The following is a 24,420-nucleotide window of genomic DNA, read 5'->3' as shown; positions in this document are numbered from 1 at the left end:
GGGCCGCCATGGCAGCCACGAACTATCGCGAAAGTCCCTTCCTCACCGGCCATCACCGGCCCAACCGCATGGAGGTCGACGCACCCGACCTGTTCGTCGAGGGCGAGCTGCCCGCCGATCTGGCGGGGGTGTTCTATCGCAACGGCGCGGAACCGCTGTATCCACCGACCGCCGAGGACTACCACTGGTTCGACGGCGACGGCATGGTGTACGCGTTCTTCCTCGAGGACGGCCGGGTGTCGCTGCGCAGCCGCTGGGTGCGCACCGACAAGCTCCTGCTCGAAATGAAGTACGGCCGCAGGCTCTTCGGCGTGCTCGGCGATCCCGCGACCACCGACCCCCTGGCCGAGGGCACCCGCTACAACACCGCCAACACCAATATCATCCTGCACGGCGGCAAACTGCTGGCCCTGATGGAGGGCGCGCCACCGGTGGAACTGGATCCGCGGACCCTCGACACCCTCGGCGAGGAGCACTACGGCGGCGTCATCACCATGACGTTCTCCGCGCATCCGACCGTCGACCACGGCACCGGCGAGCTGATCAATATCGGCTCGATCGCGCGCCGCCAGGGCACCGCACCCGAGATCCACTACGAGATCATCGATTCCGAGCGGCGGGTGACGAAGTTCGAATCCATCCCGATGCCGCATCAGAGCATGATGCACACCTTCTTCGTCACCGAGAACCACGTCGTCTTCCCGGTGACACCGCTGGACATCAGCCTGAAACGGGTGCTGTCCGGCGGCCCCCTGGTCGCCTGGGATCCCGATCGGCCCACCAAGCTCGGCCTCATGCCGCGACTCGGCACGGCCGCCGACGTGCGCTGGTTCGAGACCGAACCGCGGCAGATGATGCATCAGGCCAATGTGTGGGAGGAGGACGGCCGCATCGTCGCCGATGTCGCCGCGGCCGACGGCACCGCGCTGTTTCCGGATGTGCACGGCCGCTGGCGTTCACACCGGGAGACGCGACAGAGCCTGCGCCGCTGGACGATCGACCCGGCCGCGCGCACCCGGGTGGTGCGCGAGGAGGTGCTCGACGATCACGACATCCAGTTCCCGCGCCCGGACGACCGGCTCATGACCACGCCGAGCCGCCAGGTGTTCGCCAACAGCAATCTGCATTCGGTGCACGGCCGCGCCGAGGGGATGGACTCGGTGCTGCGGGTCGACACCCACACCGGAGCCCAGGACCTCTACCACTTCGGCGACGGCACGTCCGCCGGAGAGCTCATCTTCGCCCCGCGCGTCGGCGGCGCCGGCGAACTCGACGGCTACGCACTGACCCTCGTCCACCGCGCCCACGCCCCCGAGACCGAACTGGCGATCTTCGACGCCGCGCGGCTGGCGGACGGGCCGCTGGCCCGGGTGCGTGTCCCGTTCCGCATTCCCAGCGGTTTCCACTGCAACTACTACAGCGTCGACAACCCGCTCTACCGCCAGGCGACGCGATAGCGAAAGCGAGTGTGCCATGCCAGTTTCCAGCCAGGAGTGGCGACTGATCAGGCGTCCGGCCGGAGCTCCGGCCCCGGCGGATTTCGACCTCGCCACCACCACGGTCGGCGATCCGGGTCCGGGTCAGGTGCTGGTGGCCAACCAGTGGCTGTCGGTCGATCCCTACACGGACAAGGTGGCGCGGCCGGTCTCGGAATTCGGCTTCGACGCCGCGATCGACTACCGCGCGGGCGATCCGGCCGACCTGCTCACCGCCGCCGCCCCCGCGGGCATCGACGTCTATTTCGACAATGTCGGCGGCGCTCAGCTGCAAGCCGCCCTCGCCGCGATGAACCCGTTCGGCCGAATCGCGCTGTGCGGCTGGATTTCCGGCTACAACGCCACCGAGCCGCTGCCGGGCCCCGCGAATCTGAATCTGGCGATCACCAAACGAATAACCCTGCGCGGCTACCTCGTCGGCGATCACCTCGACCGCGCGGGGGACTGGGTGCGCACCGCCGCCCGCTGGCTCGACGACGGCTCGCTGCGGGTGCGCGAAACCGTCGTCGAGGGCATCGAGCACGCGCTGGACGCCTTTCTCGGCATGATGGGCGGGGCGAACACCGGCAAGATGCTCGTGCGGCTGGCGTCGCGGACCGGCCGGGAGGCGTGATGAGTACCACCAACCTGCGCACCATCGAGATACGCAATCCCGCCGACGGCCGGACGGTCGGCTCCGTGCCCGACCACGACGCCGACGCGGTCGCCGACGCCGTCCGCGCCCTGCGATCGCGGCAACCCGAATGGGAGGCCCTGGGTCCGCGCGGCCGCGCGAAATGGCTGCTGCGCCTGCAGGATTGGCTGATCGACAACGGCGCCCACCTCACCGACGTCATCCAGTCGGAAACCGGCAAGACCCGATTCGACGCCGAGATCGAGGCGCCCGCCGCCATCGATCTGATCAAGTACTGGGCACGCAATGCCGAGGCATTCCTCACCGACGAGCACCCGAAACCGCACAGCCCGATCGGGCGGACCAAGCGGCTGATCACCACGTTCCGGCCGCATCCGGTCGTCGGCATCATCACCCCCTGGAATCTGCCGCTGCTCAATCCCTGCTTCGACGCCTTCGCCGCGCTCATGGCCGGGGCCGCCGTCCTGGTCAAGCCGTCGGAGGTGACCCCGCTCAGTGCCGTCGCACTGGGCCGCGGCTGGACCGAGATCGGTGCGCCGCGGGTCTTCACGGTGCTGACCGGGGGCGGCGACACCGGCCGCGCGGTCGTGGACGCGGTCGACTACGTCCAATTCACCGGATCCACGAAGACCGGCCGGGCGATCGCGGCCGCCTGCGGGACCGCGCTGACGCCCTACAGCCTGGAGCTGGGCGGTAAGGATCCGGCCATCGTGCTGGCCGACGCCGACCTCGAGCGCGCCGCCGCCGGAATCGTCTACGGCGGGCTGTTCAATGCCGGACAGGCCTGCATCTCCGTGGAACGGGTGTACGTCGAGGCACCGGTCTACGACCGCTTTCTCGCGCTGCTGACCGCCGAGGTCCGGCGCCTGCGCCACGGCAGGGACGGCCGTGAGTTCGCCTTCGACATCGGTGCGCTGGCGACCCGGGCGCAGTGCGAGATCGTGCGTCGGCATGTCGACGACGCCGTGGCCCGCGGGGCGCGAATCCTGCTCGGCGGCAAGCCGACCGGCGTCGGCACCTTCTTCGAGCCCACCATCCTCGTCGACGTCGACCACACCATGTCCTGCCTCACCGAGGAGACCTTCGGTCCCACCCTGCCGGTGCTGAAGGTCGCCGACGAGGACGAGGCCATCCGACTGGCCAACGACTCGGCCTACGGCCTGTCGGCCACCGTCTGGACCGGCGACCGCCGCCGCGGCGAGCGAATCGCCCGCCGCCTCGAGGTCGGCGCGGTCAATATCAACGACGCCTTCGCCAACCTGGTGAACTTCGCCATCCCCATGGGCGGTTGGAAACAGTCCGGCATCGGCGCCCGCTGGGGCGGCGCCGCCGGAATCCGCAAATACTGCCGCCAGCAGGCCATCACGGTACCGCGCGGTCCTGCCCTGAAGCGAGAACCGCTGTGGTACCCCGCGTCCCGCTGGCGATCCCGGTTCGTCACCACCGCCATGCGCGCCGTCGACGCCCGCGGCCTGCGCCGGTTGCCGCTCCGCCGAGCCAGGCCAGCGCGGCGGTGCACCGATTATTCGACCAGGCAGCCGTAGGTGCGCAGCTGCGCGATCTGGGCTTCGGGCATCTGCTGGCGTCGAGCCTCGGCGATGGTCACCTGCGGCGGGATGCTGCGCGGAAAATTGAAGACGTTGCCCGGGTCCCAGCGCTTCTTGACCGCGACCAGCCGCGGAAAGTTCCCCGCGTAGTACATGTGCAGCCGGTCCTCGATATTGCGGTCGGTCCAGTTCAGATAGGCCTTGTCGAAGTGCGGCCGCAGGTCGGCGTAGATGCCCTCGAACCATGCCATGAATGTGTCGTCCTCGGCGGGATCGGTCCAGTCGCCGCGGATGTCCAGACCATAGGGCTCCGCGCTGTCCAGCGGTGCGGGCAGCTCCGTGCTGCCGTGATGGCCCGCGAAGACCCACGTCCAAATATTGCCGAACGCGCGCGAGTGCCAGCGGGCGAGGATATCGACGGCCGTCTCGTCGAATTCGGTGTACCTGCCCAGGGACAGGCAGGTGGCCCGGGAGCGTCTGTGGAATTCCGGGCTCCCGACCTTGTCGTAGATGACCTGAGTGGCATCGATATAGGGCATGGCCTGCACGGACTGTTCGTCCGGTGCGGGGGTGGCCGCGCGCAGGGACCGCAGCTCCTTGTCCAGCTCGTCCGGCGTGCCCACGAACAGCCCACCGATGTCGACCCACCCGACCGATTCGGGCTGGATGGTGTAGTAGCTGTTGACCCGGGAGTCCGCCGCCGGGGACCAGCGCTGGAAGGCGTCGAAGGTCGCCGCGAACCGGTCCCACGGCCAGACCAGGCGGAACATGGTGACATCCCCGATGGGATGGGTGCGCACGAGGAAGGACGTGACGATTCCGAAATTCCCGCCGCCGCCACCGCGGCAGGCCCAGAACAGATCGGGATGATGCGCCTCGTCGACAATGCGGATTTCCCCCTCGGCGTCCACGATCTCCAGGGCCACCACGTTCTGGGACATGGTCCCGAAGGTGCGGCAGAGCAGCCCGATCCCGTTGCCCAGGGTGTAACCCGCGACCGCCACCTGCGAGCAGGTGCCGGTCGGCACCGCGCGCCCGTGCGCCCACAGCGCTTGTCCGATCTGGTAATTGCGGGCGCCTGGGCCGATGCGCGCCAGATTGTCCGCCATCAGTTCGATGGAGTTGATCTCCGACACGTCGATGACGATCCCGCCCTCCACCGAGGAGTAGCCCTCCGTCGAGTGGCCGCCCGATCGCACCCGAAACGGCACCGCCTGCTCCCGGGCATATCCGACCGCGGCGGCGACCTCCGGGGCGCTGGCACAGTAGATGATTTCCCGGGGGCGAGACTGGTGACGGTCGTTCCAGCCTTTGCGCGCCGCGTCGTAATCGGGACTGTCAGGAGTAACGACCCGCCCGATAGATGACGCCGAACCCGACATGATCCAACCTCCTCCCTGGTCGCGGCTCGAATTCGACGCTCAGGATTCCAAATCCAAATTCTTCGCGACGGAGCGATCCAACATCCGGTCGGGCAACAGCCGTGTCGCCAGCGCGATCAGCGCGATCTCCTTGCCGATGCGGTACCGGGTGCGGGGACGACGGGCCGTCAACGCGTGCTCGACGGCGCGGGCGACGTCGCCGGGGGTGTTCGGACTGGCGGCGGCGCTGGCATCGTTGGCCTTGGCGAAGGCGGCGTAGCGATCGCGATAGAGGGCCGCGATCGCCTCGGGGGCGTTGTCGAACAGGCGATCGGCCATGGCCGCCTGCTTCTCCCAGATCGGGGTGGGGATCGCGGGCGGCTGGATCACCGACACGCCGATCCCGAACGGCGCCAATTCGCGTCGCAGCGCATCCGACAGCCCTTCCTTGCCGAACTGGCTGGCGGCGTAGGCGCTCAGATACGGCAGCGCCAATCGGCCGATCCCCGAGGTGATGTTGACGATGCGCCCGGCCGGGCCGCCGGTGCCCGCGCCCGCTCGCAGCAGCGGCAGGAACTGCCGGACCATCGAGGCCGTACCGATCAGATTGACCTCGAGCTGATTGCGCATCTCCTCGCGCGGAACGCATTCCAGTGGGGCCGAGACGCTGATACCGGCATTGTTGACCAATCCCAGCAGACCGCCGCCCGCCAGCTCGTCGCTGACGAGTTTGTACACGTTGGTGATCGACTGCTCGGAGGTCACATCGATCGGCACCGGACGCAGCCGGTCACCGGGCAGCACGCGGCGTAGCTCGTCGGCCGCCTGGTCACTGCGAATCCCGGCATAGACGATGAACCCGTGGTCGGCCAGATGCACCGCGCACTCCCGGCCGATGCCGGACGAGCAGCCGGTGATCACGATCGCTTTCCTCTTGTCAGCCACAGCGCCTCACTTTCTGCTCGCGACGGATACGGGATGCTCGAGTGCGGTGGTCAGAACGCGCAGCGCTTCGTCGGCGATGCGCGTCGCTCGTTCGACGGTGACCAGGCCCTCGACGTAGGTGACATTCATCTGCAGGGCGTCGTGGCTGGTGTTCACGCTCGCCACGAGGAGTCCGCTGACGGAGATACCGGCGATGAACTGCGCACCCGACAGGCGCCAGTCCGCGATCCGATCCGGGAAGTCGTAGCGGCCGATATTGGACACGCAGATATTGCCCGGACCGTGAGCGTCGAGGAATTCGACGAAGCGGCGGCTCGACGCGACCGAGTCGGGACAGATCAGCGGCTGTCCCGCGATCTGGGCCAGGTGCTGGCGGAAGCGTTTACGACGCATCAACTCTCGATTCACACCGCGCGCCACGTCCCACAGGTCCGCTCCGGGCCCGTAGCCGGGATAGGTGGGCAGGATGCCGACGTAGACGCCCGCGTCCTCGGCCGCCACCGGCGGGACCAGCTCGCCACGCAGATCGACCGGCGAGCCGATGCCGACCCGGCCGTGCGCGTCCGGTGCGACCACGCGGCCGTAGGCTCGCGCGAGGGCGGCCACAATCGCCCCGTGCACCGTCGCCCCCGCGGCGCGGCACTGCGCGGTCAGTGCCCGGGTCTGGTCGCCGCTCAGCTCGCGATGCAGCAGCCTGCTGCGCCGGTCCGAGGAGGCCGGTTCGGCCTGTGGTCGTAACCGCTGCGGGCGGCGGACGAGAGTGAGCGCCTGGTCGACCAGGCCCGTCCCCACGGCGTAAGTCAGGCCCCACGGACCCCGAAACGCCCGCGGCAGCACGGCGTTCAGTGACGGCACCGGCCGCCGGGGCCGATCGGACCCGGGTGCTGCCGCCAGCTCGACCAGCCGGCGCAGCAGCGTCAGCGCGGCGGTCCCGTCGGCGATGACGTGGGACACCGTCACGATCACATCGTGTGTCTGCCCGTCGGCGGGTCCGTGCCGGACATCGGTGACGCGCAGCAGCGGCCGCGTCGCGCCCGGGAGCGGGGTCGCCAGCTCGTGGTCGACCTCGCGTTCCCACGCCGTCTCGTCGCCGGCGACGACCCGGACCGGCAGCCGAGGGTCGGCGGGGGCCACGAAGGCCGGAGCGGTGCCGTCGGGCCGGGTGGCGATACCCGCCCGCAGCAGCGGCTGCTCCCGGGCGAGGGCGGCCGCGGCCCCGCGCAGGGTCTCCTCCGGGAGGTCACCGGACAGGCGCACGCGCGCAACCACATTCAGCGGCGCGATCTGGTCACAGATCCAGTACCACCGCTCGGACACGCTCAGCGGTCGTCGAATCTCGCCATGAATTGTCGTGTCGGCCGCCGGAGAATCGTCGATCATCGAATCGAAACCACCTCTCCCGAGGAGCGGGCTCGCCACGACCAGGCCGGAATGGGAAACTACTGGAATCACCTAGGTCGACTATAGTAGCTGCAGAATTGCGGGAATGTCTGCTCAACAAGACGGAACCGGAGGCGTGCCAGTGACCGAGACCCGTCTCGTCGAACTGTCGGCCGGTCCGATCGAATACCTCGACTCCGGCGACGGCCCACCCCTGGTGTTCCTGCACGGCGCGATGAAGGACGCCGAGGTCTGGCGCGAGGTCGTCGCCCGGCTCGACGGCGCCTACCGCTGCATCCGCCCGACCATGCCTCTGGGCGCACACCGCCTGCCGATGCACCCCGATGCCGACCTGTCCGTCGCCGGGCTCGCCGCTCTGGTCGGCGAATTCCTCGACGCCCTCGAGGTGAGCGACGTGACGCTGATCCAGAACCATTGGGGCGCCGCACAGATCATGCTCGCCGACGGCCACGGCGACCGGCTCGGGCGGCTCGTGCTGTCGGCGTGCGAAGCCTTCGACAACTATCCCCCCGGGGTTCCCGCACGCCTGTTCGCCCGCGCCGCGCGCCTACCCGGACTCCTCACCGCGCTGGGTACCGCCCTGCGCGGCAGCCGGTTCCGTCGGCGATACGCCGCCGGTGACGCCACCGTCGCCCACCCACTCCCCGCCGATCTGGCCGATCGGTGGCTGCTGCGGTTCACCGATCCCGCGATCCGGCGCGACCTGGCCAAGGTGCTGCGTGCGACCTACTCCCCGGCCGACAAGGCCCGTTGGGCGGCGGCGGCCGAACACTTCACCGGCCCGGTCCTGGTCGTCTGGGCGAGTCAGGACCGCCTGATGCCGCGCGACCACGGCCCGCGCCTCGCGGCGTCCTTCCCCCGCGCCGAGCTCGTCGAGGTCGAAGATTCGGGCACCTGCATACCACTCGACCGGCCCGAGGAATTCGCCACCGCGGTACTGCGCTTTCTGAAGAACGGTGCTTTCCGAAGAACGGTCGACCCACCACCGATGTGATGCGTCATACGGTTCGGCTCGTCTGTAACTAACTATTTGCTACTCTCGTCGAAGAGGAACTCCCCCAGACACCGCGACGCCGGAGGCAAGTGGAGTGACCAGATCGGTGAGCATCGCTGTGATCGGGGCGGGATTCTCGGGCCTGGGCATGGCCATTCGACTCAAGCGGGCCGGTTTCTCGGACCTGGTCATCTTCGAGAAGGACCGCGACCTCGGGGGCACCTGGTTGCAGAACCACTACCCCGGCTGTGCGGCCGATATTCCGTCCGTACTCTATTCGCTGTCCGCGTACGAAAAGCGCGATTGGAGCCGGATCTACGCCACCCAGCCCGAGATCCTGGCGTATCAACACGAATTGGCCCGCAGATTCGATCTGGAGCGACACTTCCGGTTCGACACCGAGATCGTGGATTTCACCTTCGACGAGACCACGGCCCGTTGGCGGCTCACCGCCGCCGACGGCCGCCGGTTCGAGGCCGATCTGGTCTTCGGCGGATTCGGGCCGCTGCACCAGCCGCGCATTCCCGCTCTGCCGGGCCGAGATCTGTTCTCCGGCACGCAATTGCATTCCCGCCAGTGGGACGACGACTTCGACCCGACCGGCAAGCGCATCGCCGTCGTCGGCACCGGGTCCAGCGCGGTGGAGATCGTGCCGGCACTGGCCGAACGCGCGGCCCAGCTGTACGTCTTCCAGCGGTCGGCGCCCTACATCATGCCGAAGACCGCCGATGTCGCGGTCACCGGGACGCTGCGCCTGGCGTTGAAATATCTGCCCGGGTTCTACCGGCTCCTGCGATTCCTCGTCGTCGCCGTCACCCATATGGCGCACCTCGCCCAGAAATACGACTTCTTCTGCCGTCTGATGGAAAGGCAGGCGGCCGCCCTGCGGAACAAGGAGATCACAGATCCGCACCTGCGCGAAATGGTGACGCCGACATACCGATTCGGGTGCAAGCGCACACCCAACACCAACGAGTACCTTCCGGCCCTGACCAGACCCGATGTGGAGGTCATCCCCAGCGCGCTGGCGCGGCTCACCGCGCACACCGCCATCGCCGCGGATGGAACCGAACGCGAGGTCGACGCCGTGGTGTGGAGCACCGGATTCGCGGTGGGCGACGCGTTCCGCCGCCTGCCGATCACCGGGCGCGACGGGATCACCCTCGCCGACACCTGCGGGCCACAGGGGGTGGAAACCTATATGGGGCTGTGTGTCTCGGGCTTTCCGAACCTCTTCTTCATCCTCGGGCCGTACGGCCAGACCACGCACACCTCGCTGCTGCTCAACATCGACTTCCAGACCCGCTATCTCACCACCATCGCCCGCGCGTTCCGCGACCACGACCTGCGAACCATCGAGGTGCGGCGCGAGGCCCAACGCCGGTTCCTCGAACGGGCATGGAGCATCACCAGTCTCGGCTTCATGAGCCGCGGCGGCAGTTGCGCGAACTATCTGCAGGACCCCGTCACCGGCCGCGTGCTGGCCTGGCCCGGCTCGGTCACCGACATGTGGCTGCGGCTGCGGCGGGTGCGCTTCGAGGATTACCGGATCACCTATGCCGAGGGTTCGCAAATCCCGAGCGGGTCGCCCGGAATCGCCGTCGTCCCCGAGCCGATCGGAGACTGACATGGCACCGACCTCGCCCCCGCGGGTGATCGTGATCGGCGCGGGCATCGGCGGGCTGGCCGCCGCGATCTCGCTGAACAAGCTCGGAATCGATGTCGAGATCTACGAGCGCGCAACCGAGCTGAAGCCAGTGGGTTTCGGTCTTTCGGTGGGCGCCAACGCCATCAGCGCATTGCGGAGCATCGGCCTCGACCTGCGGCTGGCCGAGCGCGGCCGGACCCTCGAGACCTATCGGATCTTCACCTCCGGCGGCACACTGCTACGTTCGCTGCCGATCGCCGAGGCGATGGCGGCGCTGCCCGACGCCACGGTGCAGATCGGCAGACCCGATCTGCAGCGGGCACTGTTGGATGCGGCGGCCGGCATCCCACTTCATCTCGGCTCTGCCGCCACCGGATTCGAGACGGCCTCGGATTCGGGCCCGGTTCGCGTGCGCTTCGCGGACGGCCGAAGCGCCGAGGGAGATGCGCTCGTCGGCGCGGACGGTGTCCGCTCCGCCATCCGCCGCGGGCTCGTCGGCCCCCACGACGAGGAACGTTATGGCGGCTACGTCGCCTGGCTGGCGCTGGCGCCCTTCGCACATCCCCGGTTCCCGCCCGGTTCGGCAAACCACTACTGGGCCAAGGGAAAACGCTTCGGCATCATCGACATCGGGGGCGGACGCGCTTATTGGTGGGGCACCGAGGAAATACCGGAGCCGACCGACCGGACCTGGAAGCCGGACAAGGATCGGATCGTGCGCACCTTCGCCGACTGGCCCGAGGAGGTGCGCGCCGTCATCGATACCACCCCCGCGGACGCGATCCTCGGGGTCCCGGAAACCGACCGCCCCTTTCTCGAGAACTGGGGCGCGGGCCCGGTCACGCTGCTCGGCGACGCCGCCCATCCCATGCTGTCCAGCCTCGGGCAGGGCGCGTGCATGGCGATCGAGGATGCGGTCGTGCTCGCACGCAGCCTCGCCGCGAGCACGGATCCGGCTACCGGCCTGCGCCGATACGAGGACGCCCGCCGGGACCGCGTGCGCGATATGGTCGCGCTCGCGCACCGCGTCTCCCGCTTCGAACAGGGGCCGACGCGGCTGCGGGCGGCCCTGCGCGACACCGCCGTTCGGCTCCTACCGCACCGGCAGCTGGTTCGATCCTTGCGCGCGCCCTTGGCATTCCCCGACCCGTCGCCCGGATCGGCCGCTCCCTTCGCCCACCTCAGCCCCAACCCGACAGGAAAACGAGATGACTGCTGACGCGCGCAGAACAGTGATCGTGGTCGGCGCGGGCATCGGCGGACTCACCACCGCCATCGCCCTGCGCCGCGCGGGCATCGGCGTCGAGGTCTACGACGCCGCGGACACGACACCCAACTACGGCATCACCCTGACCGCCAACGGGGTCGCGGCGCTGCGCACCCTGGGTATCGAGCTCGCGCCGAGCGACCGGGAGGCGCCGTGGGAGTCGTATCGTTTCATGACCTTTCGCGGGCGGACGCTGAAGCGGATGCCGCTGGGCGAGATCCACGCCCGGTTGGGCGTGACGAGCATGCTCACCAGCAAAGCCGACCTGCGGCAGCTGTTGCTGAAGGAGGCCGAGGGCATCCCCCTCACCGAGGACGCGAGGGCGACCGGCTACCGCATCGACGACAGATCCGCCCGCGTGACGGTCGAGTTCGCCGACGGTCGGCGAGCCGAGGGCGATGCCCTCATCGGTGCCGACGGCATCAACTCCGTGGTACGCCGCCAGCTGGCCGGTCCGGAACCGACCCGCTACGCGGGCCACATCTGCTGGCTGTCGATCGTCGCCTTCGAACATCCGCACTTCGCCACCGGCGCGAGCAACCACTACCTGGGCGCGGGGCAGCGCTTCGGATTGCACGGCATCGGCGGCGGGCGCGCGTTCTGGTGGGCCACAAAGGATATGCCCCGCGCGGCCGCCCGCGACTGGTCCGGCGGCAAGGACCAGATTCGACGCGCGTACGAGGGCTGGGCCGACGAGGTCCAGCAGGTGATCCGCGTGACCCCGGAGGAGTCGATCGCCGTGGTGCCGATGGAGGACCGGGCCGTGCGCGATCGCTGGGGCATCGGACCGGTGACACTGCTCGGCGACGCGGTGCACGCGATGCTGTCCAACACCGGGCAGGGCGCGGCCATGACCATCGAGGACGCCGTCGTCCTCGCCCGCAGCCTGGCCGCGGCCGCCGACCCGGCACAGGGACTGCGCGAGTACGAGAATCGGCGTCGCGACCGGACCCGCCGCGCGGTCGAGCGCGCCCGCCAGATGTCCGATCTCGAGCAGGCGTCACGCCCGATGCTGCGCTTCGCCCGCGCCGTCACCACGCATCTGGTGCCCACCCGCGTTCAGGCGAACGCCATGCGGTCGATGATGACATTGCCCGCGTCGATCGGTTGACGTCAGGACAGATCGGCCAGCGCCGCCGGGCGGACCACGAAATCCTCGGTGCGGGCGGTGGCGTCGATCCGCAGCGCCCTGCGATTGTCATCGGTGTAGGGGTCCCAGCGACTTTCCTTGCTGCTGGCCGGAATCGAGTTGCCGGCGAAGGTGACCAGGGTCTCCTGATGCACCTGGGCGGCGGCGAAATCGGCGGGGGTGCGCGCGGTCTCCTCGGTCAGGAACAGGCTCTGCATATCGCTGCCGTGGATCGCGCCGAGCGCGGGAACCATCGCGGTGGCGGCCACATAGCCGTAGACCTGTAGCCAGGCCGTGCCACCGCCGCGGTTGTGCGCCTCGATCATGCGCAGCGCCGGGCCGTAGTAGTTGAGGTCACCGGCCAGTGTGGCGTCGGCGAGGGTGACGTCGGCGATCGCCTCGCGATACTCGGCGCGCAGTGCCAGCACCTGCTCCACCCGGTCCGGGCGCACGTTGTCCAGCACCGGAATTTCTTTGCCCTGCATCAGCAGCGGAAGGATATTGCCCTCGTCGGCGGTCACGGAGACCAGCAGGGGGATGTTCCGGCCGCTGCCCGCCGCCATACTGTCGAGTACCGGGCGGGGGACGATGTCTCCGTCGATCACGTCGTAGAAGTTGTGGCTGCCGAAGCGGTCGCGCAGCGTGCTGTGGGCGCGGCGCAGTGCCACATTGGGAACCGAGCGCCACCGAACCGGAGTTCCCTCGGTCTCTGCCACGGCATCGGCGAACCGACGGGTACTCGGGGCCACGATGTCCGGATCCAATGCCAGATCCGCCCGGCCGCTGTAGAGGGCCGCCTTGTGGAACAGGCCCTGGGCGTCGGGCACACCGAGCAGCGTCGCCGCGTTCATCGCTCCCGACGACAATCCGAACAGGGTCACGTTGTCGGAGTCGCCACCGAACCCGGCGATGTTGTGCCGCACCCAGCGCAGGACCGCCACGTGGTCACGGACCGCCAGATTCACGGTATCGGCGAACTCGTCGTCGATACCGGCCAGATGCAGGAATCCCCAGGGGCCCAGGCGAAAATTGAACGACACGACGACCAGCCCGTGAGTGCGCGCGTACATGCCCAGGTCGTATCCACCGACCCCGGCCCCGAGCATATTTCCGCCCGCGTGGAACCAGACCAGCACCGGGCGGCGACGTCCATCGGCGGCGGGCGACCACACGTTGACGTACAGGCAGTCCTCGGATTCGGTGGCATCGGGCCGGACGATGCCGGGGATCTCGACACCCGGCCCCAGCGACAGCTGCCACGAGATGGGCCCGAATGCCTTGGCCGAGCGCACCTCTCGCCACGGCGACGGCGGCAGCGGTGGACGCAGGCGCAGGTCGCCGACCGGAGGCTGCGCGTAAGGAATGCCCAACCACGCCGAGACACCCCGATCGAGGACGCCTTCCACCGGACCGTCCTGAGTGTCCACGACCAGGTTCGCGGTCGTTGCCGGTATGCGGCTCATCGCATGATCCTTTCCGCCTGATCGTCGAGATGCAGGACCTTCGTCAGGGTTTCGGCGACCTGCCCGACGAACGGTTCGTCCATCAGGGTCAGGTGATTGCCGGGGACGCTCACCACGTCGATCTTGCCGGTGGTCAACGCATCCCAGCCATTGGTGGCGTCGCCGTAGCGGCTGCCGACGCCGTCGTGTACGGGCCGCAGGATCTCGGGCAGGGGTTCGGCGGCGCGCAGCAACGTCAGATCGTGGTCGGTCCGCTGGGGCCGGTAGTCGACGGTGGCCTGCCAGGTGGCGCGGAAGACGGCGAACAGCCTGCGGATCAGCCCGAGGGAGGAGCCCTGCGGAACGACGCCCTCGGCCACGGCCTGATCCAGAATGAATTGCAGCACTTCGTCGTCCGTCCGCAGCGTCGCGGGAATGGCCGGAACCGGCGCCTCCACCGCTCGGTCACCGCGCAGCAGTTCCCACAGGAACAGCTGATGCGTGGCCAGCCCCAGCGTGTCGGCGGGCGCGTCCACCCGGCCGATCATCGCGTCCAGCAGGACGACCGTGGCCACCTGCTGACCGACGGCCTCCAGCTGCCGCAGCATCTCGAAGGCGATCAGTCCGCCGAGGGACCAGCCGCCGATGCGATAGGGGCCCTCGGGTTGGACGCGCCGGATCGCGCCGAGGTAACTGGCGGCGATGTCCGGAATCGTGTGCAGCGGAGTCGTTCCCGCGTCGATCCCCGCGGCCTGCAGGCCGTAGAGCGGTTGATCGGCGGGCAGGTGCCGCGCCAGCGGCAGATAGCAGGAGACCGTGCCGCCCAGGGGGTGTACGAGGAACAGCGGACTCTTGTCGCCGGAGGGTTTGATCGCCACGAGCGGATCGGATGTCGCCCCCTCGGACGTGCCGCGGAGCAGATCGGCGAGGGCGGCGACGGTCGGCGCGGCGGTGAACGCCGACATCGAGACCTCGGTGCCGTAGCGCCGTTCCACGGCGAGCACGAGCCGGGTGGCACTGAGCGAGGTCCCGCCGAGGTCGAAGAAGCTGTCCTCGATTCCGATGGTGTCGGTGCCGAGGATATCGGCGACCAGGTCGACCAACTCGCCTTCGAGTTCGTCGCGGGGCGACACCGCCGTCGTGGTCCGCGTCGCGGGGTGCAGCGGGAGCCCGCGCAGCACCGCATCGGCGCGCTTGCCCGAGGGCGTGCGCGGGATGGCGTCCACCCACTCGACGTGGGCGGGAACCTCGTAGCCGGGCACGACGGCCGCGACCCGCCGACGGATGTCGTCGATCTCGGCGGCGGCCGGGTCACCGACCAGATAGGCGGCCAGCACGGTGTCGGCGCTGGACCCGGAACCGGTCCGGGCGAGCACGGCGGCCTCCCGAACGGCGGGGACGGCAGCGAGGATCGCGGCTTCCACCTCGGCCGGTTCGACGCGGAAGCCCCGCACCTTGACCTGATCGTCGGCACGGCCCTCGCAGACCACGATTCCGCCGGGCTGGCGGCGGCCGAGATCACCGGTGCGATACAACCGGGAGCCCGCGTCACCTTGGGGATCGGCGACGAAGCGTTGCGCGGTCAGGCCCGGACGATGCTCGTAGCCGTCGGCCAGACATGCGCCGCCCAGGTAGATTTCACCGAGAGCCCGCTCGGGAACCGGACACAGCCGAGCATCCAGCACATGGACTTCCGCCCCGCCGATCGGCACGCCGATCGGCGGCAGCAGCGGGAACTCCCGCGGCTGAGCGGTGAGGCTGTGGTAGGTCGCCACGTGGGTTTCGGTGGGCCCGTACTGATTCTCCACCAGCAGCAGTTCGGGCAGCGCGGCGAGAAAGTCTTTGATCTGCGCCGTGATTCGCAGCTGCTCGCCCGAGGACACCACCCGCGACAGGTGCCGCGGATACCGGCCGGTTTCGACCGCGACCTGCGCGAGTTGTTGCAAGGCGACGTAGGGCAGGAATACGCGCTCGACGGAGGCCGCGTCGAGCAGGCGCACCAGCGCCCGCGCATCGGTGCGCAGCTCCTCCTCGGCCAGCTGCAGCGTCCCGCCACCGCACAGCGTGGCGAAGATCTCCTGAAACGCGACATCGAATGTCAGCGGCGCCAGCTGCACCGTGTGCGGCGCCCGTTCACCGATGCGGCCGGAGGGGGTGGACAGTTGCCAGGCAACGAGATTCGCCAGCCCGCGATGTGGCATCGTGACGGCCTTCGGGCGGCCGGTCGACCCCGAGGTGAACAACACGTAGGCGGTCTGTTCCAGGCGCCGCGGCGCGCCCGGTGCGCGGCGTCCGCCGGATCCGTCCAACAATTCCCCGATGCGTACCGCGCGCTCGGCCGGGATCGCCTCGATCGGATCGCCGTCGATCACGATCAAGGCCGGGGCGGCGTCCTCGATCATGCCGCGCAGTCGGACAGCCGGTTGGCCGGTGTCCAACGGCACCACCGCGGCGCCGGCCGCCGCGATCCCCAGCACGGCGGCGATCCGCTCCGGGCGCTGCGACAAGGCCACTCCGATTCGGGCGCCGGGACCGATGCCGCGGTCCGACAGCGCGAGGGCGATGCCCTGCGCCCGCTGCCACAGCTCCCGATAGGACACCCGACGGGTGCCGTGGATCACCGCCGGTGCGTCGGGTGTGCGGCAAGCCTGGGTCTGCACGGCGTCGACGACATGCATCGGAGCGCCGGATCGCGGCCGGGTGAGCGGTTGCGACGGCCGAAGTGCGGCAAAGTCGATCGCGTCGTCGGGGTGGGTGACGGCCGTCCGCAGGATGGTCAGATAGGCGTGCGCGAACGCCTCTGCCAGCGGCGCGTCGACGTGGATTCCGTCGCCGTCGATGTGGATGCTCAGGGACTTGTTCAGCGGGTTCTCGTAGATGTTGAGCAACAGGCTGAAGTTGGTCTGTTCCTCGACCCGCAGGTCGAAGAACTCGATGTCCGGGGCCTTCGCCACCGCCCCGGCGATGTGGAAGTTCGCGAAGTTGAATGCGGTGACGATGACATCGGTGTCGCCCCGATCGTGCTGGATGGCGCTGAGCGGGTAGGCGCGATAGGGATCGAGCTCGAGTTCCTTCGCGCGGACCGTGTCGACGACCCCGCGCCAGGTTCGGTTCGGATCGGACAGATCGACGGGTACCGGGATCGTGTTGAGGAACAGGCCGGCCACCTGGTCGGCGCCGAATCGGGCCGGGCGGTTGTGTGTCACCAAGCCGGTCGTCACCCGCGGTGCTCCGGAGAACAGGTGCAGCGTCAGGCAGTGGACGGCGAACAGGATCGTGCGGATCGGCACGCGCTGTTGCGCGGCCAGCACGCGGCACGCTTCGGTGACGGCGGCCGGGATCCAGACGCGGTGAGTGATGCGTGCACCGCCGTCGGTGTCGGCCAGGCCGATCGCGCCCAGCGCTGTCGGCTCGGCATCGCGCAGGGCCTCCTGCCAGAACCGGCGCATCTGCGAGGACGCCAGGGCCTGCCGTTCGGCGCGAACGAAATCCGCGAAGGTGGGCAGATCACGCTCGTCGTTGTCGCCCGGCAGCGCCAGGCGCCCGGTTTCGTTCAGGTAGCCCTGCAGCAACTGCGAGATCAGCAGGGCCACGCTCCATCCGTCGAGGATGGCGTGGTGGAAGCTCACGATCACCTCGACGGTGTCGGGCAGCCGGAAGACGTGGACCTCGAACAGCGGCGCCTGGTCGAACCGATAGCCGAAGCCGCGCCGCTGCCGGATGTAGTCGTCGACCCGCGCCGCGGCGGTCTCCGGGGCCAGCGCGGACACGTCGGTGGTCGCGAACGGGAGCCGCACCTCGCGGTGCACGATCTGCAGCGGCTCGCTGAAACCGCTGACGTCGAAGGAGGTGCGCAGCGCGGGGTGCCGCCGGACGAGCGCGGCTCCGGCTCGCAGCCAGGCGTGCTCGTCCCAGGGCAGGCGCAGGATGTAGCGGAAGACGTCGTGGTACAGCGTGGAGGATTCGGATTCGATGCTGTGATACAGCATCCCCCACTGCAACTGCGCGAGCGGGTAGGCGTCGTCGACGTCCCCCAGCCGGGCGCGGTCGATGCCGGTCACCAACGCGAACGGGGCGGTCGATTCCTGCGACGCCGTTCCCTGCCGGGCGATGCGCGCCAGCTCGCCGACCGTCGGGTGGGTGGCCACATCGCGAGCGGTGATCTGCAGGCCGCGCCGGCCCGCCAGCCCGCACACCTTCAACACCAGCAGCGAATCCCCGCCCAGCACGTAGAAGTCGTCGTGCACCCCGATCCGGTCCACCCCCAGCACCTCGGAGAACACCTGCGCCAAAACCTCTTCGGCGTGCACGACCGCCGCGGTGTCGGGAACCCGCCGAGCAGGAGCGCCGCCCTCGCGTGCGGGCGGGGTGGGTCGGGGGCGGGGTCGCCGCGCGGAAATTCGGTCGGCGGGCCGCTCCGGGCGGCTGCACAGCACATCGAGTACGTCGAGGTAGGCGCGGGCGAACTCGTCGGCCGCGGACTCGGTGAGATGGGCGGCGTCACCGTCGATCCGCAGCGTCCACGATTCGTCCACCGGATCGACGGCGACGGTCACCATCAGCTGGAAGTTGGTCTGTTCGGCCACGGCCACATCGAGGACCTCGATCTCGGAGTCGGCCAGAAGCGGTTCGGCGACATGGAAATTCACGTAGTTGAACGCAGTGGCGAGCACCGGTGAGCCGTGCTCGCGCTGGATGGCGCTCAGCGGATAAATCCGATAGGGATCGAGCCGGATCTCCTGGGCGCGCACCGCGGCGACGATCTCACGTCCGCTGCGGCCGGGCTGCGACAGATCGAGCCGGACCGGCACGGTGTTCAGGAACAGTCCGGCAACCTGCTCGGCGCCGAGCCTGGCCGGGCGATTATGGGTCACCACGCCCGTGGTTAGGTGCGCGGCACCCGTGCACGCCCGCAATGCCAGGCAATGCGCGGTGAACACCACCGTGCTCACCGGAAACCGCTCCGCCGCGGCGAATTCGCGCGCGGCCCTGGCCACCGCCAGCGGAACCGGCACCGTGCGCGAAAGGCGTTCGCCGGTCTCGTCGTTGCCGCTCGGCACCGATCCGTCGAGGGTGGTCGCCTGCGCGTCGTGCAATTCCTCGGCCCAGAATCGGCGCATGTCGGCGTCTGCCAGGGCCCGGCGTTCCGCCCGAACGAATTCGGCGTAGCTGGGCAGATTGGCGGTTTCGATCTCCCAGTCCACCCGGTGGCCGGTCTCGCGGAGATAGTCGGCGAGCAGTTGTGAGATCAGCATCGCCACGCTCCATCCGTCGAGGATGGCGTGATGGAAGCTGAACACCAGTTCCACGGTGTCCGGCAACCGGAAAACCCGAAGCGCCCACAGCGGTGCGGCATCGAGTCGGTAGGCGTACCGGCGACGGTCTCGTTCGTAGTCGGCCACCTGCGCGGCCGCCGTCTCGGCGTCCGCCGCGGACAGATCCGTCACGGTGCAGGCCAACGGCACCTCGGGATACACGATCTGCAGCGGTTCGCTGAATCCGTTGACATTGAAGGAGGTACGCAAGGCGGGGTGCCGCTGGGTCAGCCGCGCCCCGGCACGCAGCCAGGCCTGCTCGTCCCAGGGCAACCCCAGGGTGTAGCGGAAGACGTCGTGGTACAGCGTGGAGGATTCGGATTCGATGCTGTGATACAGCATTCCCCACTGCAACTGCGCCAGCGGGTAGGCGTCGGCGGCGGATTCCAGGCGGGCACGGTCGGCCTCGGTGAGCAATGCGAACGGAGCGACCCCGGCATCGCTCGCGTCGCCCGGCCGGGCGACTCGCGCCAGTCGCGCGACCGTGGGGTGGGTGGCCACGTCGCGGGCGGTGATCCGCAGACCGCGCCGCCCGGCCAGGGCACAGGCCTTCAGCACCAGCAGCGAGTCCCCGCCCAGCACATAGAAGTCGTCGTGCACCCCGACCTCGGCGACCCCCAGGACCTCGGAGAACACTTGGGCCAGTACGTCTTCGGCATCGGCGGGCGCGGGGGTGCCGATGACCTGCCGACTACCGGTGTCGACCACGGTAACGGGTGCCGGGGCCGCGACGGGCAGGGTGGTGAGCGAGGCGAGGTCGACCGGTTGTTCGGAATCGCCGCTCAGCCGCTGGAGTATGTCGAGGTAGGTGTGCGCGAACGCCTCGGCCATCGCCTCGGCGACATGGATCCCATCGCCGTCGACACGGACGAACATCGTCTTGTCCACCGGGCTGACGCCGACGTTGACCATGAGCGGAAAGTTGGTCTGCTCGTTGAACCGCACGTCGAGGATGTCGAGATCGGTCGCGCTCAGGAGCGATTCGGCGATATGGAAATCGACGTAGTTGAACGCGGTCGCGATGACCGGCGAGCCGTGCTCGTGCTCGATGGCCGCCAGTGGGTAGCCGCGGTAGGCGTCGAGGGCGAGTTCCCGGGCGCGCACCATGGTGAGGATGTCGCGCCCGCTCGGCCCGGGCTCGGGCAGGTCGACGCGAACCGGCATGGTGTTCAGGAACAATCCCGCCACCCGCTCGGCGCCGAGTCGGGCCGGTCGGTTGTGCGTCACCACTCCGGTGGTGACGCGACGAGATCCCGACAACGCCTGCAAGGCCAGGCAGTGCGCGGTGAACAACACGGTACTGACCGGCACCCGCTGTGCGGCGGCGAGCGCACGTGCCGCCGCGGCTACGCTCTGCGGGACCGCCAACGTGTGCGAAACCCGTTCGGCCACACCGTCGCGATCCTGCGGCCAGATCCGGGTCACCGCACTGTCGGCCAGTTCGTCGGCCCAGAATTGGCGCATTCGCGGGTCGGCCAGGGCTTGGCGCTCGGCGCGGACGAATTCGGCGTAGGTGGGCAGGTCGGTCGGCTCGGCATCTCGCTCCACGCGATGCCCGCTCTCGCTCAGGTAATCGCCGAGCAGTTGCGAGATCAGCATGGCCACGCTCCACCCGTCGAGGATGGCGTGATGGAAGCTGAACACCAGTTTCACGGTGTCGCGCAGGCGGAAGACGCGAATCGCGTACAGCGGCGCGGCATCGAGCCGGTAGGGGTGGCGACGCCGCCGGTCGACATAGTCGGCGATCTCCGCCGCGGCCGATTCGGGGGCGACGCCGCTCAGATCGGTGACCGTGACCGCGGCGGGCACCTCCCGGTGCACGATCTGCAACGGCTCGCTGTATCCGCTGATGTCGAACGAGGTGCGCAGGGCGGGGTGCCGCTCCACCAATCGGGTCGCCGCCCGCAACCACGCCTGCTCGTCCCAGGGCATCCGCATCGTGTACTCGAAGACGTCGTGATAAAGCGTGGCGGATTCGGATTCGATGCTGTGATACAGCATTCCCGACTGCAGCCGCGCCAGCGGATAGGCGTCGGCGGCGAACCAGAGCCGGGCGCGGTCACGGTCGGTGACCAACGCGAACGGGGCGACCGCGTCGTCGGCCGGACCGCCCTGTCCGGCGACCCGGGCCAGCTGCGCGACCGTCGGATGGGTGACCACATCGCGGGGAGTGATCCGCACGCCGCGCTGCCCCGCGAGCGCGCACACCTGCAGCACCAGCAGCGAATCGCCGCCCAGAACGTAGAAGTCGTCGTCGGCGCGCACGGCATCGACCCCGAGCACGGTCGAGAACACCTCGGCCAGAACGGTTTCGGTGCCCGCGGCCACGCCGTCCCGGGTGGCATCGACACTCCCCGCGCCGATCGGTGCGGGTAACGCTTTGCGGTCGGTCTTGCCACTGGGACTCAACGGGATTCGATCGATGCGCTCGAAGCGAGCGGGAATCATGAACTGCGGCAGCACGGTCGCGAGGTGGGCGCGCAGCTGCCGTGGATCGAGCCGGTCGTCGGCGACGTAGAAGGCCACCAGCTGCGACCCGCGCACCGGATCGTCGATCACGGTCGCGGCGGCGCCGCGCACGGCGTCCAACGACACCAGCGCGTCCTCCACCTCACCGAGCTCGACCCGGTTGCCCCGGACCTTGACCTGACCGTCGATGCGGCCCAGATATTCGATCGAACCGTCTGCCAGCCGCCGCACCAGATCACCGGTGCGGTACACCCGGCCCCCTTCGGCATCGAACGGGTCGGCGTGGAACTTCTCGGCGGTCAGCGCGGGTCGATCCAGATATCCCCGGGCCACCCCCGCACCGACCACGATCAGCTCGCCCGGCATGCCGATGGGCTGTTCCAGATCGGCGGGTCCCAGCACATGCAGCTCGATGTTGTCGATCGGCCATCCGATCGGGACCCGCGCGGTGGGAACCGCGGGGTCGGCCGGTGTCTCGTAGCAGGTGATATCGACGGTCGCCTCGGTCGGTCCGTAGAGGTTCACCAGCCGCACGGTCCGGTGGCCGGCACGGGCGAAGATCCGGTTGAACCGGTCGACCAGCCCGCGCCGCAGGGCCTCGCCGCTGCTGAACACCACCCGCAGCGACGCCGTCTGCGACAGCCTCGCGGGCTCGCGTTCCAACAGGTCCAGAAACGGTTCGAGCATCGACGGCACGAAGTGCATCACCGTAACGCCCTGCGCCGCAATGGCGTCCAGCAACTCCGCGGGATCACGCTCCGCGCCCGGTGTGAGCAGTGCGACCCGGGCGCCGGCCAGTGCCCACCAGAACAGCTCCCATACCGATACATCGAAGGAGATCGGAGTCTTCTGCAGCACGACGTCGCGGGCGTCCAACGGGTAGGCCCGCTGCATCCAGGACAACCTGTTGATCACCGAATGATGCTCGACCATCACGCCTTTGGGGCGGCCGGTCGATCCCGAGGTGTAGATGACATACGCCAGGTCGTCGCCCGTGGTCGTCGGCACGACCGGCGTCGACCGCGGCAGCGGGTCGTCGACGAAGACGAACGGCAGCTCCGGACGCACGGCGACCAGCGGTAGATCGCGGCGGGCCAGCACGGCGGTGGCGGCGCTGTCCGACAGCAGGTATTCCACTCGCCGGGGCGGATAATTCGGGTCGATCGGCACGTAGGCGGCGCCGCATTTGAGCGCCGCGAAGATGGCGACCAGCAGTTCCGGACCGCGTTCCAGCAGGACGGCGACCCGGTCACCACGGCGCACGCCACGGGAACGCAGCACTGCGGCCAGTGCGTCGGATTCGGCGTCCAGCTCGCCGTAGCTCAGCGTGCGAGTGGAGACCACGGCCACGGCGTCGGGGGTGCGGCGGGCCTGGCGCACGAAGGCTTCGCCGAGGGTCAGGGTGCGGTCGTAGGGCCGGGCGGTGGCATTCCACCGCGCGATCGCCGCCTTCTCCTCGGGGAACAGCAGGTCCACGCGGCGCAGCTCGCGATCGGGATGCTCGACGATCATGGTCAGCAGGTGCACCAGCCGTCGTCCGACGGTCTGCACCGGTTGCTCGTCGTCGAAAACGTCGGAGTAGTAGTCGAATTCGACGGTGATATCGCCCCGGCCGTACTCGCGCAGATACATCTGCAGACCGATGAGGGAATGACCGGCGGGATAGATCCGGTACTCGTCGGTACGCCCGCTGACCCCCGCCTGCGGGAGGCGGACCTTCGAAACCGCCACGTCGAACAGTTGCCGAGGACCGGCCGCGTCGGTCAGATGGTGCAGCAGCGAGCCGAGGCTGATCCGCTCGTGTGCCTTCATCGCCTGGATCTCGTCCTGGATGCGATGGCTCAATTCGCCGAGTGTGACGCGCTCGTCCAGCGCGATGCGCAGCGGCAGCGCGTTGGCGAAGGTGCCGATCGTCGACCACTCGGCCTCGGACTGCCGGTTGGCGAACGGGATTCCGAGCACGAGGTCATCGGTGCGGCGCAGCCGCCCCAGGTAGATGGCGACCGCGGCCAGGAACTGGGAATACAGCGACGTCGGCCGATCCCGCAGACGGGTGACGAGATCGCGATCGAGCGCGAAGGAGTAGTGCTCGAGCCGAGTTCCGTCCTGCGGCACCGCGGCCCGATCCGCGTCGACCGGCCGGTAGCCCGCCAGTCGGTCGCGGAAGAACCGCAGATCCTCCCGCCACGGCTCCGATCCGGGGTAGTGGCCGATCTCCTCGGCGAACCGCCGGTACGACGAGCCGGGCAGTTCGGCCGGGCGGCCGGTGGAGGCGCGAGCCACGTAATCGAGATGCAGTTGCGGCAGGAAGGTGGTCAGGGCCATTCCGTCGGCGACCAGGTGGTGGCTCTTGATGAACAGGTAGTGGTATCGGTCGCTCTCCCGCACCAGCCAGACCGTGGTCAGGGGGCCGCCGTCGGCGTAGTCGACCGGCCGTGCGGCGGTCCGTTCCATCCAGGTGAGGCAGGCGGACCGAGGATCGGATTCGCCCGACATATCGAGGTATTGGAGCTCGGGGAACTCCTCGTCGACCCACTGGAAGGGGATGCCGTTCTCCGATCCGAACCGCAGCCGCAGGCCGTCGTGCCGGATGAACAGCCCGCGAATGCACTCGCCCATTATTTGCCGATCCACCTCGCCCGCTATTCGCAGGGAATTCACCGAGTTATAGGCACCGACTCCCGGGAACAGGGCCGCCTGGGACCAGATGTCGCGCTGGTAATCGGTCAGCGGGAATCGGTGCTGGTCCATGGCTGGCTCACCCCGTCCTTT

12 protein-coding genes are annotated in these 24,420 nt (G+C 69.0%); 7 read left to right on the top strand and 5 right to left on the bottom strand.

The features are described from left to right. The first annotated feature begins 8 nt into the window (after positions 1 to 8). Genes NDR87_RS00150 through NDR87_RS00140 form a run of 3 tightly spaced genes read left to right on the top strand, consistent with a single transcriptional unit; the run spans position 9 to position 3,674 of the window. The gene (locus NDR87_RS00150) at positions 9 to 1,457 is read left to right on the top strand and encodes a carotenoid oxygenase family protein (protein WP_251909425.1); all 1,449 of its coding nucleotides are present in this window, start codon (positions 9 to 11) and stop codon (positions 1,455 to 1,457) included. A 16-nt stretch (positions 1,458 to 1,473) separates the two neighbouring features. Next, a complete protein-coding gene (locus NDR87_RS00145; RefSeq protein ID WP_251909426.1) occupies positions 1,474 to 2,109 on the top strand; it encodes a zinc-binding dehydrogenase in 636 nt (211 codons plus the stop codon). Continuing rightward, positions 2,109 to 3,674: an aldehyde dehydrogenase family protein gene (locus NDR87_RS00140; protein ID WP_251909427.1), complete on the top strand. Its 1,566-nt coding sequence runs from the start codon at positions 2,109 to 2,111 to the stop codon at positions 3,672 to 3,674. The genes NDR87_RS00145 and NDR87_RS00140 overlap by 1 nt, the downstream gene beginning before the upstream one ends. On the opposite strand, the gene NDR87_RS00135 is transcribed toward NDR87_RS00140, so the two are convergent. From NDR87_RS00135 to NDR87_RS00125, 3 genes are read right to left on the bottom strand one after another with little or no spacing between them, the layout of a single operon-like run. Continuing rightward, positions 3,653 to 5,059 (bottom strand): FAD-binding oxidoreductase, encoded by a 1,407-nt coding sequence (locus tag NDR87_RS00135; RefSeq protein WP_251909428.1) that lies wholly within the window; start codon positions 5,057 to 5,059, stop codon positions 3,653 to 3,655. The genes NDR87_RS00140 and NDR87_RS00135 overlap by 22 nt on opposite strands. 39 nt (positions 5,060 to 5,098) lie before the next feature. After that, on the bottom strand, positions 5,099 to 5,983 hold the full coding sequence (locus NDR87_RS00130) for an SDR family NAD(P)-dependent oxidoreductase (protein ID WP_251909429.1): 885 nt from the start codon (positions 5,981 to 5,983) through the stop codon (positions 5,099 to 5,101). Positions 5,984 to 5,989: 6 nt separating this feature from the next. Next, complete coding sequence (locus NDR87_RS00125) at positions 5,990 to 7,363, bottom strand: hypothetical protein (protein WP_251909430.1); 1,374 nt, start codon at positions 7,361 to 7,363, stop codon at positions 5,990 to 5,992. Positions 7,364 to 7,505: 142 nt separating this feature from the next. Here NDR87_RS00125 and NDR87_RS00120 point away from each other — a divergent pair, with 142 nt between their 5' ends. The 4 genes from NDR87_RS00120 to NDR87_RS00105 all read left to right on the top strand — a co-directional run bounded on the left by NDR87_RS00120 (position 7,506) and on the right by NDR87_RS00105 (position 12,404). Beyond that, on the top strand, positions 7,506 to 8,378 hold the full coding sequence (locus tag NDR87_RS00120; protein ID WP_251909431.1) for an alpha/beta fold hydrolase: 873 nt from the start codon (positions 7,506 to 7,508) through the stop codon (positions 8,376 to 8,378). Between the two features lie 106 nt (positions 8,379 to 8,484). Beyond that, positions 8,485 to 10,005, top strand: coding sequence for an NAD(P)/FAD-dependent oxidoreductase (locus NDR87_RS00115; RefSeq protein ID WP_251909432.1), 1,521 nt, complete (start codon positions 8,485 to 8,487; stop codon positions 10,003 to 10,005). 1 nt (position 10,006) lies between these two features. Next, the gene (locus tag NDR87_RS00110; RefSeq protein WP_251909433.1) at positions 10,007 to 11,245 is read left to right on the top strand and encodes an FAD-dependent monooxygenase; all 1,239 of its coding nucleotides are present in this window, start codon (positions 10,007 to 10,009) and stop codon (positions 11,243 to 11,245) included. Further along, positions 11,235 to 12,404: an NAD(P)/FAD-dependent oxidoreductase gene (locus NDR87_RS00105; protein ID WP_251909434.1), complete on the top strand. Its 1,170-nt coding sequence runs from the start codon at positions 11,235 to 11,237 to the stop codon at positions 12,402 to 12,404. The genes NDR87_RS00110 and NDR87_RS00105 overlap by 11 nt, the downstream gene beginning before the upstream one ends. A gap of 2 nt (positions 12,405 to 12,406) precedes the next feature. Here NDR87_RS00105 and NDR87_RS00100 read toward each other — a convergent pair whose 3' ends face one another. Continuing rightward, a complete protein-coding gene (locus tag NDR87_RS00100; protein ID WP_251909435.1) occupies positions 12,407 to 13,885 on the bottom strand; it encodes a carboxylesterase family protein in 1,479 nt (492 codons plus the stop codon). After that, complete coding sequence (locus tag NDR87_RS00095; RefSeq protein ID WP_251909436.1) at positions 13,882 to 24,399, bottom strand: non-ribosomal peptide synthetase; 10,518 nt, start codon at positions 24,397 to 24,399, stop codon at positions 13,882 to 13,884. Before NDR87_RS00095 ends, NDR87_RS00100 begins: the two co-directional genes overlap by 4 nt. Positions 24,400 to 24,420: the final 21 nt, after the last annotated feature.

Origin of the sequence: Nocardia sp. CDC159, from assembly GCF_023740735.1 — a bacterium.
Lineage (GTDB): Bacteria > Actinomycetota > Actinomycetes > Mycobacteriales > Mycobacteriaceae > Nocardia > Nocardia pulmonis.
This window is presented reverse-complemented; position numbering and strand designations above follow the sequence as displayed.

Excerpts from the sequence above, each read along its gene's own strand:
- NDR87_RS00150 (WP_251909425.1), top strand. The coding sequence starts at position 9 with ATGGCAGCCACGAACTATCGCGAAAGTCCCTTCCTCACCGGCCATCAC.
- NDR87_RS00145 (WP_251909426.1), top strand. The coding sequence starts at position 1,474 with ATGCCAGTTTCCAGCCAGGAGTGGCGACTGATCAGGCGTCCGGCCGGA.
- NDR87_RS00140 (WP_251909427.1), top strand. The coding sequence starts at position 2,109 with ATGAGTACCACCAACCTGCGCACCATCGAGATACGCAATCCCGCCGAC.
- NDR87_RS00135 (WP_251909428.1), bottom strand. The coding sequence starts at position 5,059 with ATGTCGGGTTCGGCGTCATCTATCGGGCGGGTCGTTACTCCTGACAGT.
- NDR87_RS00125 (WP_251909430.1), bottom strand. The coding sequence starts at position 7,363 with ATGATCGACGATTCTCCGGCGGCCGACACGACAATTCATGGCGAGATT.
- NDR87_RS00110 (WP_251909433.1), top strand. The coding sequence starts at position 10,007 with ATGGCACCGACCTCGCCCCCGCGGGTGATCGTGATCGGCGCGGGCATC.
- NDR87_RS00105 (WP_251909434.1), top strand. The coding sequence starts at position 11,235 with ATGACTGCTGACGCGCGCAGAACAGTGATCGTGGTCGGCGCGGGCATC.
- NDR87_RS00100 (WP_251909435.1), bottom strand. The coding sequence starts at position 13,885 with ATGAGCCGCATACCGGCAACGACCGCGAACCTGGTCGTGGACACTCAG.
- NDR87_RS00095 (WP_251909436.1), bottom strand. The coding sequence starts at position 24,399 with ATGGACCAGCACCGATTCCCGCTGACCGATTACCAGCGCGACATCTGG.